Annotated in this window: 16 protein-coding genes and 1 pseudogene; 10 read left to right on the forward strand and 7 right to left on the reverse strand. The window is 59.9% G+C overall.

The genetic code is table 11. The features are described from left to right. Both AC1Q67_RS00005 and uvrA read left to right on the forward strand, forming a co-directional pair. Positions 1-76 (forward strand): annotated as a pseudogene (locus tag AC1Q67_RS00005) (outer membrane protein); the annotation flags it as partial. Between the two features lie 265 nt (positions 77-341). Beyond that, positions 342-3,320: an excinuclease ABC subunit UvrA gene (uvrA, locus tag AC1Q67_RS00010; protein WP_492235659.1), complete on the forward strand. Its 2,979-nt coding sequence runs from the start codon at positions 342-344 to the stop codon at positions 3,318-3,320. A gap of 78 nt (positions 3,321-3,398) precedes the next feature. On the opposite strand, the gene AC1Q67_RS00015 is transcribed toward uvrA, so the two are convergent. Then, positions 3,399-3,806: an SPW repeat protein gene (locus AC1Q67_RS00015; RefSeq protein WP_492235658.1), complete on the reverse strand. Its 408-nt coding sequence runs from the start codon at positions 3,804-3,806 to the stop codon at positions 3,399-3,401. Positions 3,807-4,056: 250 nt separating this feature from the next. Here AC1Q67_RS00015 and AC1Q67_RS00020 point away from each other — a divergent pair, with 250 nt between their 5' ends. Beyond that, positions 4,057-4,332 (forward strand): GNAT family N-acetyltransferase, encoded by a 276-nt coding sequence (locus AC1Q67_RS00020; RefSeq protein WP_024577656.1) that lies wholly within the window; start codon positions 4,057-4,059, stop codon positions 4,330-4,332. Positions 4,333-4,369: 37 nt separating this feature from the next. Then, complete coding sequence (locus tag AC1Q67_RS00025) at positions 4,370-4,648, forward strand: GNAT family N-acetyltransferase (protein WP_029659791.1); 279 nt, start codon at positions 4,370-4,372, stop codon at positions 4,646-4,648. Positions 4,649-4,732: 84 nt separating this feature from the next. On the opposite strand, the gene AC1Q67_RS00030 is transcribed toward AC1Q67_RS00025, so the two are convergent. Both AC1Q67_RS00030 and AC1Q67_RS00035 read right to left on the reverse strand, forming a co-directional pair. Beyond that, complete coding sequence (locus AC1Q67_RS00030; protein WP_024577658.1) at positions 4,733-5,524, reverse strand: fumarylacetoacetate hydrolase family protein; 792 nt, start codon at positions 5,522-5,524, stop codon at positions 4,733-4,735. 199 nt (positions 5,525-5,723) lie between these two features. Beyond that, on the reverse strand, positions 5,724-6,089 hold the full coding sequence (locus AC1Q67_RS00035; RefSeq protein WP_024577659.1) for a DUF3597 domain-containing protein: 366 nt from the start codon (positions 6,087-6,089) through the stop codon (positions 5,724-5,726). A gap of 386 nt (positions 6,090-6,475) precedes the next feature. Here AC1Q67_RS00035 and AC1Q67_RS00040 point away from each other — a divergent pair, with 386 nt between their 5' ends. From AC1Q67_RS00040 to AC1Q67_RS00050, 3 genes are all read left to right on the forward strand, one after another. Further along, positions 6,476-7,372, forward strand: a complete 897-nt coding sequence (locus AC1Q67_RS00040; protein ID WP_492235657.1) for a DUF2189 domain-containing protein — start codon at positions 6,476-6,478, stop codon at positions 7,370-7,372. An 84-nt stretch (positions 7,373-7,456) separates the two neighbouring features. After that, complete coding sequence (locus tag AC1Q67_RS00045) at positions 7,457-8,293, forward strand: patatin-like phospholipase family protein (RefSeq protein ID WP_492235656.1); 837 nt, start codon at positions 7,457-7,459, stop codon at positions 8,291-8,293. An 85-nt stretch (positions 8,294-8,378) separates the two neighbouring features. Continuing rightward, on the forward strand, positions 8,379-9,194 hold the full coding sequence (locus AC1Q67_RS00050) for a lytic murein transglycosylase (protein ID WP_492235655.1): 816 nt from the start codon (positions 8,379-8,381) through the stop codon (positions 9,192-9,194). A 45-nt stretch (positions 9,195-9,239) separates the two neighbouring features. On the opposite strand, the gene AC1Q67_RS00055 is transcribed toward AC1Q67_RS00050, so the two are convergent. Then, entirely contained in the window at positions 9,240-10,268 is a 1,029-nt protein-coding gene (locus AC1Q67_RS00055) for a DUF1775 domain-containing protein (protein WP_492235654.1), read from the reverse strand. Positions 10,269-10,310: 42 nt separating this feature from the next. Further along, positions 10,311-10,673: a hypothetical protein gene (locus AC1Q67_RS00060; RefSeq protein WP_492235653.1), complete on the reverse strand. Its 363-nt coding sequence runs from the start codon at positions 10,671-10,673 to the stop codon at positions 10,311-10,313. 472 nt (positions 10,674-11,145) lie between these two features. Here AC1Q67_RS00060 and AC1Q67_RS00065 point away from each other — a divergent pair, with 472 nt between their 5' ends. From AC1Q67_RS00065 to AC1Q67_RS00075, 3 genes are all read left to right on the forward strand, one after another. Continuing rightward, positions 11,146-11,298 carry a DUF1127 domain-containing protein gene (locus tag AC1Q67_RS00065; protein WP_002711692.1) on the forward strand — a complete coding sequence of 51 codons (153 nt, stop codon included), beginning with the start codon at positions 11,146-11,148 and terminating at the stop codon, positions 11,296-11,298. Between the two features lie 132 nt (positions 11,299-11,430). Further along, positions 11,431-12,867, forward strand: coding sequence for a methylenetetrahydrofolate--tRNA-(uracil(54)-C(5))-methyltransferase (FADH(2)-oxidizing) TrmFO (gene trmFO, locus AC1Q67_RS00070; protein WP_492235652.1), 1,437 nt, complete (start codon positions 11,431-11,433; stop codon positions 12,865-12,867). A gap of 135 nt (positions 12,868-13,002) precedes the next feature. Further along, positions 13,003-13,353 (forward strand): hypothetical protein, encoded by a 351-nt coding sequence (locus tag AC1Q67_RS00075; protein ID WP_492235651.1) that lies wholly within the window; start codon positions 13,003-13,005, stop codon positions 13,351-13,353. 53 nt (positions 13,354-13,406) lie between these two features. Here AC1Q67_RS00075 and AC1Q67_RS00080 read toward each other — a convergent pair whose 3' ends face one another. Beyond that, positions 13,407-14,270 carry a phytoene/squalene synthase family protein gene (locus tag AC1Q67_RS00080; RefSeq protein ID WP_492235650.1) on the reverse strand — a complete coding sequence of 288 codons (864 nt, stop codon included), beginning with the start codon at positions 14,268-14,270 and terminating at the stop codon, positions 13,407-13,409. Beyond that, a complete protein-coding gene (locus AC1Q67_RS00085) occupies positions 14,267-14,677 on the reverse strand; it encodes an Mth938-like domain-containing protein (protein WP_492235649.1) in 411 nt (136 codons plus the stop codon). The genes AC1Q67_RS00080 and AC1Q67_RS00085 overlap by 4 nt, the downstream gene beginning before the upstream one ends. Positions 14,678-14,765 lie beyond the last annotated feature (88 nt).

Consider the following 14,765-nt stretch of genomic DNA (forward strand, 5'->3'; position numbering starts at 1 on the left):
GGACGACCTCCACACTGTGAAGGTTGGCGTCAACTACCACTTCAACTGGGGTGGCCCGGTCGTCGCGAAGTACTAAGCTTCGCTTCACCTGAGTCTCTCGGGAATACGGAAAGGCCGGCTCTTGAGCCGGCCTTTTTGTTTGCCAATCACGCCCCATATCTCTGAAGTCCCAAGCAGACATCAAACAGTTGATGGATCGCGAACAGGGCTGGAAATCCAGCCGCGTTCTCACTATGTTCTGCGGGCAGGAATCTAATCGAGAATGAGAAACCGGCGAACGGTCATCGCGTTTTCCGGAGACAGCGCTCTAGCTGCGCACCACGCGCACCGGAATTCCCCCTATGGATGAAGTCATCAAGGCAAACCGCAAATCGACCGGATCGAACTCGCGGGCCATCACGATTCGCGGCGCACGCGAGCACAATCTCAAGAACATTGACCTCGCGATTCCGCGCGACAAGCTGGTCGTCTTCACCGGCCTGTCAGGGTCCGGGAAATCGTCCCTCGCCTTCGACACCATCTATGCCGAAGGTCAGCGCCGCTATGTCGAATCGCTGTCGGCCTATGCCCGCCAGTTTCTGGAAATGATGCAGAAGCCGGACGTCGATCAGATCGACGGTCTGTCGCCAGCCATTTCAATTGAACAGAAAACCACCTCCAAGAATCCGCGATCGACCGTGGGTACGGTTACGGAGATCTACGACTACATGCGCCTGCTGTGGGCGCGTGTCGGCGTTCCTTATTCGCCGGCGACGGGACTTCCGATCGAAAGCCAGACCGTGTCGCAGATGGTGGATCGCGTACTCGCGTTACCCGAAGGCACCCGGCTCTACCTGCTGGCGCCGGTCGTCCAGGGCCGCAAAGGCGAGTACCGGAAGGAATTTGCCGAATACCTCAAGAAGGGATTTCAGCGGATCAAGGTCGACGGCAAGTTTTATGAGTTGGCGGACGTGCCGACGCTCGACAAGAAGTTTCCCCACGACATCGACGTTGTGGTCGACCGCATTGTCGTGCGGCCCGACATGGCACAGCGGCTCGCCGAATCGTTCGAGACCGCGCTGAAACTCGCCGAAGGCCTTGCCGTCGTCGAGTTCGCCGATGCGCCTGCAGGCGAGCCAGCGTCCGAAGAGAAGGCGGAAAAGAAGACCGCAAAGATTCACGACAAGAGCGGGCCGGAGCGGATCCTGTTCTCGGAGAAGTTCGCCTGCCCCGTCTCCGGATTCACGATCCCTGAAATCGAGCCTCGGCTGTTCTCATTCAACAATCCTTACGGCGCCTGCCCGAAATGTGGTGGCCTTGGTGTCGAACAGCATATCGACGCCGAACTGGTGATCCCGGACAAGGAACTGACGCTGCGCAAGGGTGCGATCGCACCATGGGCGAAGTCCTCGTCACCTTATTATGTCCAGACACTGCAAGCCCTGGGCAAGTTCTACAAGTTCACACTCGACACCAAGTGGAAAGACCTGCCGAAGAAGACGAAAGACGCAATTCTGTTCGGCTCCGGCGATGACGAGATCAAGTTCTCGTATGAAGATGGCGTTCGGTCCTACGACACCAAGAAGCCGTTCGAGGGCGTGGTCACCAATATCGAGCGCCGCTTCCGCGAAACCGAAAGCGAGTGGGCGCGCGAGGAACTCGGCAAATACTTCAGCGACGTTCCCTGCGAGGCTTGTCACGGTCATCGGCTGAAGCCGGAAGCGCTTTGCGTCAAGATCGGCGGCAAGCACATTGGCGAAGTGGCAGAGCTTTCGGTTCTCCGCGCCGGGGAATGGTTCGAGAACGTTCCCAAGCAGTTGAACAAGCAGCAGAACGAGATCGCGACGCGCGTGCTCAAGGAAATACGCGAGCGACTGTCGTTCCTGCTGGACGTCGGTCTGAACTACCTCACACTGTCGCGTTCGTCCGGCACCCTGTCCGGCGGCGAAAGCCAGCGTATCCGACTCGCCTCGCAGATCGGCTCCGGTCTGACCGGCGTGCTCTACGTGCTAGACGAACCATCGATCGGACTGCACCAGCGCGATAACGCGCGCTTGCTCGACACGTTGCGGCGGCTGCGCGATCTCGGCAACACGGTCATTGTCGTTGAGCACGATGAGGATGCCATCGAAACCGCGGACTATGTGGTGGACGTCGGCCCCGGCGCCGGCATGCATGGCGGCAACATCGTCGCCCAGGGCACGCCGCAGCAGGTGAAGAGCAATCCGAAATCGATGACCGGAAAGTATCTCACCGGTGAGATGTACGTGCCGATACCCGAGCGCCGGCCGCCCAATCACCGCCGGACCATCAAGGTCATTAACGCACGCGGCAACAATCTGAAGAACGTGTCGGCAGAAATTCCGCTCGGGCTGTTCACCTGCGTCACAGGTGTCTCGGGCGGCGGCAAATCCACTCTGCTGATCGACACACTTTACAAGTCCATCGCCCGCAAGCTCAACAATGCCTCGGAAGGTCCTGCTCCGCATGACCGCATCGAAGGTCTCGAACATATCGACAAGATCATCGATATCGACCAGTCACCGATCGGGCGGACGCCGCGTTCAAATCCGGCGACCTACACCGGGGCCTTCACGCCGATCCGCGAATGGTTCGCCGGATTGCCGGAATCAAAGGCACGCGGCTACGAGCCGGGTCGCTTCTCATTCAACGTGAAAGGCGGCCGTTGCGAGGCCTGTCAGGGCGACGGCGTCATCAAGATCGAGATGCACTTCCTGCCGGATGTCTACGTCACTTGCGATACCTGCAAGGGCAAACGCTACAACCGCGAAACCCTTGAAGTCCTGTTCAAGGGCAAGTCGATCGCCGACGTGCTGGATATGACGGTGGAAGAAGCCGCCGAGTTCTTCAAGGCGGTACCGCGGGTGCGCGAAACGTTCAAAACCCTGCATCGCGTCGGTCTGGATTACATCCATGTCGGCCAGCAAGCGACCACGCTTTCAGGCGGCGAGGCGCAACGCGTCAAACTCGCCAAGGAGCTCAGCAAGCGCGCGACCGGGCGGACGCTCTATATCCTCGACGAGCCGACGACCGGACTGCATTTCCATGACGTCGCAAAGCTTCTGGAAGTGCTTCACGAACTGGTGGCGCAGGGTAACACGGTTGTCGTCATCGAGCACAATCTCGAGGTCATCAAGACCGCCGACTGGGTGATCGATCTTGGCCCGGAGGGTGGTGACGGCGGCGGAGAGATCGTCGCTTGGGGACCGCCGGAGGACATCGTCAAAGCGCCGCGCAGTTACACCGGAAAATTCCTCGCGCCGGTTCTAAAAAAGGGCCGCGCCGGAAAGATTCACGATACCGGTGAGGCGGCGGAGTAAGCGGCGCACGGATCACTCCGCGCGCCGTTCAGTCAGCGAATGGGCCACATCATCCTGACGCGAACGCGTCAGGCAGCATCATTGCCCGTGCCTGGCGAGTTCCTGGTCCGTCAGATCCCAATCCTGCCAGAGCTTCAGAGCCGCCAGCAGGAACACAACGGCGCCAATACCGGTGTGCCAGAACCTGAGTACGCCGTCGCTCGAATAGCCGAGCAGATACGGTGCCGCGATCAGCCAGAGACCGAGCACCATCTCACCCGCTTCCTCCCAGCGCTGGAGCGCGATGTACTCCATCTGGGCCAGGCCAAACACGAGAACGCCGGCCAGCACCGTGCACAGGATTGCGAATCCGGGCTCCGACAGCGAACCAAACCCGTAGTTTGCCTGTCCCGTGAGCCAGGGCGACAGCACGATCAGCAGGCCCAACAGCATGCCGAACCAATCTTCCCATTTGCGATGAGTGTCGAAAAACCGAAAGCCAGACATGTAAGACCTCCATTAAAAGAGGCATACGTCGGCGGCCTGGCGTCGTCACATTCCGACTCGAAGACGACCATTCGGCCGCATCGGAGTATGTCCAATTCTAAACGTATGAAACCCGCCGGTCCTTGCAAGGTCCTGGCGACGGATTTTGTTACCCGCTGGTGACGACGGTGCGATGCGGCGGACGGCTCGCCTTAGCATATGAAATGTTGATAGACTCTCCGACGCTGATACCCGAAACGGAAACAGACAGATGACCGATGCCGTGCGGAATAACCCCGCCAAAAAGCGCTATGAACTCGATGTCGAAGGACATATCGCGGCGACCTACTACGAACTGTCCAATGGCGTAATCACCTTCGTCCATACCGAAGTACCGGAAGCGCTTGGCGGCCGAGGCATCGGATCGCAGCTCATCAAAGGTGCGCTCGATCAGGTACGCGCCGACGGGCTGAAAGTCGTCGCCCAATGTCCCTTCGTGAAGGCCTACATCGGCAAGCATCAGGAATATGCCGACCTCCTGAAGTAAATTCCCGCGACACACTCAACAACAGAACGCAGGCTCCATGGACCAAGGCATCGTCCGCAACAACACTGCCCTCAGCCGCTACGAACTCGACGCAGATGGCGCCACAGCATTTGCCGACTACCGGCTTGCACCGGGGAAAGTGATCATCACCCACACCGAAACGCCTCGGACTTTGCGCGGTCGGGGCATTGCGTCGAAGCTCGTGCAGGGCGCGCTGGAACAGATTCGCGCCGATGGCTTAAAGGCCGTCGCAGGCTGCAGTTTCGTAGTGGATTATCTGGAGAAGCATCCAGAATTCGCGGACGTTGTGGCTTAACCCACTCCTACGCTCCCAGCAAAAGCCCGCCAGCCGGCGGGCTTTTGCTGCGCTCAACGGACAACCGCGCCAGTCAGGCGAACGTCAGACAATCTTGATCGACATATCCGGCAAGCCCTCCAGCTTGCAGAGGATGACGTCGCCCTTCACCACCGGTCCGACATTCTCCGGCGTGCCGGAATAGACGATGTCTCCTGCTTTCAGCTCGCAGGCTTCCGACAGCTTCGATATCTGCTCCGCGACGCTCCAGATCATGTTGCTGAGATCGGAGCTTTGCTTCACCGTTCCGTTTACCGCGAGCGAGATCGCGCCCTTGGTGAAATGACCGGTCTTGGTCACCGGATGGATCGGCCCAAGCACGGCGGAATTATCGAAGCTCTTGCCGATCTCCCACGGTTTTTTCTGGTCACCCATCGCGCGCTGCAGATCGCGGCGCGTCATGTCGAGGCCCAGGGCATAACCGTAAACGCAGTCGAGCGCCTTCTCCGGCGAGATGTTGGACCCGCCCGACTTCAATGCAGCCACCAGTTCGACTTCATAGTGATAGTTCTTGGTCAGCGGCGGATACGGATGGTCTCCAACCGCTCCGATCGCAACGTTCTGGATCGCGTCTGTAGGCTTCTGGAAAAAGAACGGCGGCTCCCGCGTCGGATCTGATCCCATCTCGCGCGCATGCGCCGCGTAATTGCGGCCGATGCAATAGATGCGGCGAACGGGGAAAACCTCTTTCAGACCGACAATAGGGATTGTCGCCTGTGCGACAGGGAACACTGCTTTCAGGCCAATCTCGGCATTTGCGGTCTCACCAAGTGCTGCCGTCCCGGCAATGGCGGCAGCTCCGCCAGCCAAGATGTTTCTGCGGTTGAATTCTGTCATGGTCGTTTCCTGCTTTTCGTTGTTGGCATTGGCGCAGCCGCCATCCGTTCGTTGAGGCTTGCGGACAACGACTTGAGCGCTGGTATTTTGTATGCCGACGACATGTGTTTGAACAGAGCCCACGCATCTGACGTCCGTGTGCGTCGCAACGAAAAAGGCCCGCCAAAGGCGGGCCTTTCATATCCGGCTCAAGGCCGAATTAGTGCTTCAGATCGTCCGGCAGCTTGCCGCCGTTCGCAGCAAGCTTGGTCATGACCTGCTTGTGCAGCCAGATGTTCATCTTGGCCGAGTCGCTGGTGTCGCCGTCGTACTTCAATTCCTTGGCGAGTTCCTTGCGGGCGGTCAGGCTTGAATCGATATCGAGAGCCTTCATCAGGTCGACGATCGACGTGCGCCACTCGAGCTTTTCGCCCTTGGCAGCAACGGCTTTGTCGAGAATCGGCGCGACATCGACCATCGGCACGCTGGCACCGCCGCCCGCAGCCGATCCCGCACCGCCGGCAGGCTCCGCCGCTTCGGCCTTGGTGCCGAAAATAGCGCCCATGATCTTTCCAAAAATGCTCATCTGTAAACTCCCGATAGCCCGTCGATTGACTGGTGGATCTGATTGGCGCTTCCCCTCTCCGGCAGCACCGCACCGGTATCACGCAAGAGTGTAGACGCCCGGTTACGGCTTGCCAATGCAGCACCTCAACATTGCGTTGCGGCGAATTGAGTCAAAAACGTCAAAAAGACGCCACAATGACTGTGGTGTGACGACACCAATCGTTTGGAGGCAAAATCCATCTCGTTCATTTGCAGAACCTTGCTGCATCCGCGCGTTTACACATTGCAAGCAATCGTGATGCTTTCGCGGATGCCCTTTGAAGCGATCATGATAGGCTTGAGGTTCGCACGGTGCCCCTAGCGTAATCACAGCGTTCAGCGCTGTGTGACAAGGAGACAGCCACCATGAGCGTTTCCACCAACATGAAAGCATTTCCGGCTGCGGCAGAGCCGGCGAAATACGCGATCCAGACAATCACGATGGCTGATCTCAAGGACGCGCTTCGCTTGGGATGGGAGGACTTCAAGGCCGTTCCTACTCATGCGATACTCCTGGCGTTGATCTATCCCGTGCTCGGACTGATGCTCGCACGCACTGTCCTTGGCTATTCAATCCTGCCGCTGCTGTTTCCACTGGCTGCCGGCTTCGCGTTGCTCGGACCGTTCGCAGCGCTCGGATTTTACGATCTCAGCCGCCGGCGTGAACAGGGCGAAACGCCAACAGCCTCTCATGCCTTGGGGGTGCTGCGCTCGCCGTCCATCGGAGCCATGCTGTTTTTCGGTGTCGCCCTCCTTGTGCTGTTCCTGGTGTGGCTCGCAGCCGCGCAGTCCATCTACACGGCGACATTCGGCTATGCGGCGGCTTCAAGCTTTCCGGACTTCTTCCAGCGGGTGCTGACAACCTCGGAAGGGCACAGGCTGATCGTGCTGGGCTGCGGCATCGGGTTTCTGTTTGCACTCGTTGCGCTCTGCGTCAGCGTTGTCTCCTTCCCGTTAATGCTCGACCGTCATGCGGGCGCCATGGATGCGATGCTGACGTCGGTACGTGCGGTCGTACAAAATCCTGTTCCGATGGCTGCGTGGGGTCTGATTGTTGCGGTTCTGCTGGTGGCCGGAATCATCCCGTTCTTCCTCGGACTCACCGTCGTGATCCCTGTGCTTGGTCATGCGACCTGGCACCTCTATCGAAAGGTGATCAAACCCGCTGCAACATCATATGAACCGCCGCGACAACAGAAGGCGCGGCGCTACGCGGCGGATTTCCCCGCCAGTCTGTTTTCATGGGGGCGCAAGGAACGTTAGCCGGACTTCAGCACTGTACCGTTGCCTGACGCACTGCGGTTTGGCATGGATGCACATCTGATGGTGTGCATCCGAAGATAGTTCATGTTCGACGCAGTGGTTTTCGCAGGCGGTGGCAACCGCTGTTACTGGCAGGGCGGTTTCTATGAAGCCGCCGCAACGCGTCTTGGTCTGTCGCCCAAACTGGTGGTCGGCGCCAGCGCGGGCGCGTTTGCGGCAGCGTATTCGCTGCTCAAGGCCGGGCCAACGACCCGGGCTCGCGTGATCGGCGCCTGCGATCCCAAATTGAGGAATTTTGATTTCGCCGCTTGGCGTGCGGGTAAACCGCTCTGCCCCGTCGGCCCTATGTTCTGCGAACTCCTTGACCAGACCATCGACGCGGACGCCTTCAGGCGGCTGCAAGACATGACCGATTTTCAGATCGCCGTCTCGCGATTGCCGCGCGGACTGTCCCCGCCGATTGGCGCAGCGATCGGCATCGGCGCATATCAACTGGAGAAGAAACTCTTTCATCCGGTGCATCCGCGTTTCGGGCGCGCGCTGGGTTTCCGGTCCGAATTCGTCGCAGTCGGCTCCCTGAACGATCCGCAGCAATTTCGCGAGGCATTGATGGCCAGCAGCGGTGTTCCGCCATTCATGCCGGTCACCGAAATCGCGGGACGGCCAGCCTTCGATGGCGGGCTCGTTGACAACGTTCCGGTTGAGCCGCTGGTACCGATTGAAGCTGCCGGCGGCCGTTCGCTTGTGCTGCTGACCCGCCTCTACAAAACAATCCCGCAGGTGAAGGGGCGCACCTACGTACAGCCCTCCCGAAAGATCGGCGTCGGGCAATTCGATATCCGAAACCCGGATGGCATCCGGGACGCTTACGAACTCGGCCTCGAGGACGGCGACGCATTTGCTGCTTCGCTCAATCGATGAGCACTCTGACCGTCAAGAGCGACACGTTTTAGCCGCGGTTCCACGCAAGATTCTCGATGGGCTCATGTTCGCAGCAGGCATTCAGATGACCGTTGCTTTGCTCTCACGCGCAACTTCCGCCGCCTTTATTTTCCTTGTGGCTGCTTCGCAGGCATCCGCTGCGACGTGCGGCACCGGCAGCTTCGAGAGTTGGCTAGACAATTTCAGGAAGGAAGCTGCGGCGGAGGGTATCTCCCAACAGGCGATCTCGCAGGGGCTGAACGGCATCACACTCGACAGCTCTGTCCTTTCACGCGACCGGTCGCAGCATGTCTTCCGTCAGAGTTTCGAGGAGTTTTCCGGCCGGATGGTGCCGCCGCGGTTGGCAGCGGGTGCCAACAAGATGAAACAGTTCGGGTCGGTCTTGTCCCGCATCGAGCAGCGTTACGGCGTCCCCGGCTCTGTTCTTGTCGCGATCTGGGGGCTTGAAACAGACTACGGCGTCAATATCGGAAAATTCCCGACCATCCGCTCGGTCGCAACGCTGGCTTACGACTGCCGGCGCTCCGAAATGTTTCGCGCGGAGTTGAAAGATGCCCTGCGCATTGTGGATCAGGGCGATCTGTCGCCCGCAGACATGCGCGGCGCCTGGGCCGGTGAAATTGGGCAAACGCAGTTCATGCCGTCGTCGTATATCAAATTCGCCGTCGACTTCGACGGCAACGGCCGGCGTGACCTTTTGCGAAGCGCACCCGACGTGCTGGCCTCGACCGCGAACTTCCTCGCCAGTCATGGCTGGAAGCGTGGACAACCATGGGACCCCGGCAGCGAGAACTTTGCGGTGATCCAGCAATGGAACAAAAGCGAAGTCTATTCGAAGACGATTGCCTATTTTGCCAGCCAGCTCGATCGCGCGCCTTGAGCGATGATGCGGCCGCGCTCGGCCGCATCATCACATCAATCGATTTTAGTGCTTATGCGCAGGCTCGCTGGTTGCTCCCATCGCATTGACGTCGAAAGTGACATCGAGCTTGCCCGCCTTTTCGAACGTCAGCGTGGCCTTCAGCTTGTCGCCCTGCTTCAGCGGCTGCTTGATGTCCATGAACATTATGTGGAAGCCGCCGGGCTTCAGTTCGACGGTCTCGCCGGGCTTGATGGTCAAGCCGTCAGTCAGCGGCCGCATCTTCATCACCCCGTCGGTCATCGACATCTCGTGAATTTCCACGCGGTCGGCACCAGCCGAGATCGCGCTGAGAAGACGGTCGGCAGACTTGCCGTTGTTGGTGATCTTGAGATAGCCGCCGGCAATCTTGGCGCCGCCCGGCGTTGCGCGAGTCCACGGCGCGGCGACGATCAAATCACCGGCCTTCAAGGTGTCACTGCCTGACTTGGGCGCTGCCATCTTCCCGTGGTCCATCTGGCTGTGATCCATTTGCGCCTGCGCAACCGTGGTGGTGTCGGCAACGATCCGCAGCACCGGAGCCGGCGACTTCAGGCTGTGCGGATTCTGCCCCTCCGATGCGATTTGATCCCAGCGAACCTCGCCCTTGGCGCACTGCTGAACTGTCGGAAAGGAAATCGCCTGCCCCGAAGGAAAATCAGTGACGAAGCTGGAGAAGACGAATTCATCATAGTTGTCATCGGCCAACGATCCGCCCGACCACACGATTTCCTTGGGTCCCTCGGTCACGGTCTTGCCGTGGCTCTGGTACGACTTGGCGTAAGCGCCACGCGTGATGCTAAGGGTCCATCCCGCCTTAGGCATCGGCTTTACGCCGATGACACCTTCCGGAATCTGGATGCGGACGGCTTGGGTCGCCGCGCCATCGCAGCCGTGGGGCACTTGGAACACGGCCTTGTAATAGGTATTGGCGCGCGCCTCTCCGGTCGCGAGCGTCACATGGGCGGATGCAGATGGTTGCGAAGCGATGACGGCCGCTGCCGTCAGGCCAGCGCCGGTCAGCAGCCGCTGAAGGCCGCGGAGGTTGATAATCATGTTGTCCTCGATGATGCTGAAAGAGAGTTCTGAACGAAGGTCTCAAGTCAGCTTCGGCGGAGCCCTTGCCAAAAAAGCCAGTTGCCGTTCAATTTCCGGCAGCGCCAACTGCCGGGAAGCTGACATTCGCACATAGGCTGTGGCGTGCGTCCGGAGCACCATGCGATCGGGTGGTGCAGCGATCTGACCCGCCAGGCAGGCGCTAAAGCAATCGTGAGGCGCGCTCGGCTGGCCTGGCTCAGTTCCGCCCGGAGTTATCTTGCCAGAGCAAATGGCGCTGACGCCGTCCGCTACCCCGGCCGCGGCCTGGGCGCCGCTCCAGACCACCAGAAGGGCCTGAATCACCATCGCCTGCGACAGCGCAAGGGTCAGGAGCAACCGGCGAACTGAATAGCGATCTCGCATCCAGCGGCTATGCCACGCCGTTGGTTGGACGTCCACAATTCGGCGTCGCGCGCCTTGGGTCCGGGATACATCGGCCGGGATCGGCATGATAAAATGAATTATTATTCGCTATTAGTAGATACTCGGAACTATACGTGAGTAGCCGTAGGAAGCTTTCGGTGCCATTTATCCAGCACATGGCTTAGCGTAGCCACTTATTCCAATACCGTCGTGCCGGGCGGCGTGGAATCTATGTCTCCTTTGCGTCAACTCGATGAAATACAGGACTAAAATTGGCTTTTGTACGAAAACAGGCCGATCAAGTCTGAGCAATCTTAGCTGAAAGATTAATCACTCCTTACTCTAGATATGCACTAAGCGGTTAGCTGCATCGCAACATTTGCGGTGTTGCAGCGCAGAATCGTCCCCTATATTCAGTTCCAACGATGACGCTACTCCAAGAGCTGAATCGCGATTACGAAGGAGATTAACTATGCTGCTCTCATTTATCCGCGCTATCCAGGCGTTCCGTGACTATCAGCGCAATGTCGCTGAGCTGTCCCAGTTGAGCGATCGGGAACTGGCCGATATTGGACTTGATCGGTCCGACATCCAGCGGGTCGCAGCCGGTGCTTACAACGGCTAACCGTTGCGATAGCTGACTGACGAACGATTGCGCCCGCCCTGTGCGGGCGTTGTCGTATCTGGCGCACGACACAGGCATTCGCACCCTGCATCAAGCGTTGCGTCGGGGCCTTGTGAGCTTTAGTTGTGAGCCATGACAGCTCACACCAATCATGAAGCAGACGCCGTCCATGTGATCGGCGGCGGACTGGCCGGCTCGGAAGCCGCGTGGCAGATCGCCAATGCCGGCGTCAACGTCGTGCTGCACGAGATGCGTCCGGTCAGAACGACGGATGCCCACCGCACCGACAGCCTCGCCGAACTCGTCTGCTCCAATTCGTTCCGCTCCGATGACGCGGCCAATAACGCCGTCGGTCTGCTGCACGCGGAACTGCGCAAGCTCAACTCCCTCATCATGCGCAGCGCCGACGCCAATCAGGTGCCGGCCGGCGGCGCGCTTGCGGTGGATCGCGACGGCTTTTCGGCAGCCGTCAGCGCAGCGCTCACCGCTCATCCGAAAATCGAAATTCGCCGCGAGGAAATCGCCGGATTGCCGCCTGCCGAATGGCAGAACGTGATCGTCGCGACCGGACCGCTGACGTCACCGGCGCTTGCCGATGCAATCCGGGGGCTATCCGGCGAAGATGCCCTCGCCTTCTTCGATGCCATCGCGCCCATCGTTCATCGCGACAGCATCAACATGGACGTCGCGTGGTTTCAGTCCCGCTACGACAAGGTGGGCCCCGGCGGCAATGGCGCCGACTATCTCAACTGTCCGATGACCCGTGAGCAGTACGACGCCTTTGTCGATGCGCTTATCGCGGGGGAAAAAACCGATTTCAAGGAGTGGGAAACCAACACGCCTTACTTCGACGGCTGCCTGCCGATCGAGGTCATGGCTGCGCGCGGCCGCGAAACGCTGCGCCACGGGCCGATGAAGCCGGTTGGACTGACCAATCCACGCGATCCGACCGTGAAGCCCTATGCGATCGTGCAACTTCGCCAGGACAACAAACTCGGCACGCTCTACAACATCGTCGGCTTCCAGACCAAACTCAAGCACGGCGCGCAGACGCATGTGCTTCGCGCCATTCCGGGCCTTGAGAACGCAGAGTTCGCGCGCCTCGGCGGTCTGCATCGCAATACGTTTCTCAACTCGCCAAAGCTGCTCGATCCGCAGTTGCGCCTGCACGCGCAGCCGCGCCTGCGATTTGCCGGACAGATGACCGGGTGCGAGGGTTACGTCGAATCCGCCGGCGTCGGTTTGCTCGCCGGCCTGTTCGCTGCGGCCGATGCGCGCCGCCACGCGATCATGCCGCCCCCGCCAACAACCGCGCTCGGCGCACTGCTCGGCCACATCACCGGCGGGCACATCGAAACCATCGATGCCGGGCCCCGCTCGTTCCAGCCGATGAACATCAACTTCGGACTGTTTCCGCCGCTGGCTTCGCCGCCGACCAGGAAGCCGGACGGCACGCGGCTGCGCGGCAATGAAAAGACGATCGCGAAGAAGCAGGCGATCAGCGCGCGCGCGCTGTCGGATCTTGATCGCTGGATCGCAGATACGCTGCATGTGGCTCACGCAGCGTAACGGCAAAACAGCGGCAAACTTCTCCGCAAAAGGCGAAGTGGTGACTGAATGATGTCGCTCAGACGGATCGGGATTCAGTGCACGCAAAGGAGCGGAATTAACTTGACTGCCCCCACCTGAACGCAGCTTCACGCCTTGAATGACCTCGCGCTTACCGCGCGCGGCCATGTAAGCGTTGCACATCTCCGTAGCCGCTTAGTCAATCGACTTCAAATTCTCGAATATGCGGTTTCTATCAGGTTTGGATGGTGCGGCATTTTCAACGCGAACAGCCAGCGCAAGCATTCCGAGAGTCATGAATATGATCAGCGCTATCGCCGTCCAATGAAGCTTACCAACCGGCTCGACCTGCTCGTCCTTGTTCAATTCCGCCATGTCATCACCTCGAAATTCGGTGTCTCGAATTTGCGAAGAATCGTGACAGACGCCGCCGCCGCTCACCATGTGGAAGTTACGTTGGCAGCCTTCGGTAAAGCCGAAGGCTGACCGCGGAGAATCCGCCGCCCGCGTGAGGCGCCGCAACTATGCCGGCCTTGTGCTTATCCCCTGAACGGCTCCGCACCGCTCGCGTGCCACGTCGTCCAGAGAATGCCAAGCCGCGACGGCAACGGCGGCGCGAACGGATCGGACGTCTCCAGCCGAGACAGTATCTTTCCGATCACCGCGAGCGGCAGAAACGACGGGCGCGCGGCGGATGGGGCACTCTCAAGCATTAGCAGCGCCTGCTTCATCTGCTTATCAGCCTCGCGGCGCAGATGCGCCAGCGCGTCCTTAAGCGGCGGGCCCGCCTGCCGCAGAAAAAACTCTTCGGCAATCACACCATGAAGATTCATGAGGTCGCCCGGCAGGTAAAGCTGCCGCCGCGCAGCATGACGCGGCAACGCCAACATAACGTCTGTCAGTCCCTCCGCGATGCCGGCATGCTCTGCGATGCGCGCGACATCGGGTGAAGTCACCCCGAGCACCTTTGCACGCAAGGTATAGAGCGCTGCGGCCGTATCCCGGCAATGGGCTTCCAGCGCTGCCATGTCCGGCATGGGGTCGTCATAGACATCGAACACATGCGCATCGATCAGGCGGACAAGCGCCTCAATGGGAAGATCGTGCAAGGCGATCGCACGCAGCAATTCCGCCGCGACCGGATTGGCCTCGGCTTCGCCGCGAGAGCCCTGCCCCTCGCCGGTCAGAACATCCCGCCACCATTGCAGCCGGATTTCACCCGGCAGCGGCTGGCTGACATGATCGCGGACATGAGCAACCTCGGCATTGAATGCAGCCAACGCAATCCATGCGCGCCTTGCCGCGGGCGATATGAACAGGCTCGCGGCATAGGTTCTGAAATCCCGTGCGCGCGCCAGATCGGAGCAGAACGCCGCGGCGTCATTGCTGGCTGCGCCGCTCATGGAACAGCGATCAGCGCTGCCGCAACGCGCCGCCGCTCGCCCATCATGACGTTGTAGGTCCGGATCGCCGGTCCCGTCTGCATGGTGTCAAGCACCACATGGACCTGGCGGAGAGCATTGCGCAGCGGCGCAGGTGCGATCCAGACACCACTCCCCGTGCCGATCAGCAGCGTATCGATCTCATTGGCGTGCTCGAACACGCGTTCCAGCGAATACCGGTCGATGTCCTTGGGGTCGTTGACCGGCCACGCCCAGATCGCATCCGGCAGGCAGAGCAGCGAGCCGCGATGCGACATATCTGCGAACCGGAAGCCGCCGTTGCCGTAGGCATCGATCGGCGCGGACCGTGGAAGGTGCAGCGCATCCGGCGCGTGATTGGTACCCGATTTCCGAAGTTCGTGATCCATCTCACCACCGCCTGCAATAAGGTGGCCCTACCCTCGTCATTGCGAGCGAAGCGAAGCAATCCATCTTGACCGTAACAAGAGTGGATTG

The sequence above is a fragment of the Afipia sp. GW823-FHT06G09 genome (assembly GCF_058794875.1).